General features: G+C 71.4%; 1 protein-coding gene. It reads left to right on the forward strand.

Going from position 1 to position 283, the window contains the following annotated elements; translation table 11 throughout:
• Nucleotides 1-283 (forward strand): homocysteine S-methyltransferase family protein (locus tag IF88_RS41800; protein WP_037808934.1); only part of this gene is annotated, 283 nt, incomplete at both ends.

Genomic DNA, 283 nt, shown 5'->3' on the forward strand with positions numbered 1-283 from the left:
CGGCCTCTCCCTCGTCGGCGGCTGCTGCGGCACCACCCCGGAGCACCTGCGCCAGGTCGTGGAGCGGGTCCGCGGCACCGCGCTCACCGAGCGCACCCCGCAGCCGGAGCCGGGCGCCGCCTCGCTGTATCAGACGGTTCCGTTCCGTCAGGACACCTCGTACATGGCGATCGGTGAGCGGACCAACGCGAACGGGTCGAAGAAGTTCCGTGAGGCGATGCTGGAGGGCCGCTGGGACGACTGTGTGGAGATGGCCCGGGACCAGATCCGTGAGGGCGCGCAC

This window comes from Streptomyces sp. NRRL F-2580 (assembly GCF_000720115.1).
Lineage (GTDB): Bacteria > Actinomycetota > Actinomycetes > Streptomycetales > Streptomycetaceae > Streptomyces.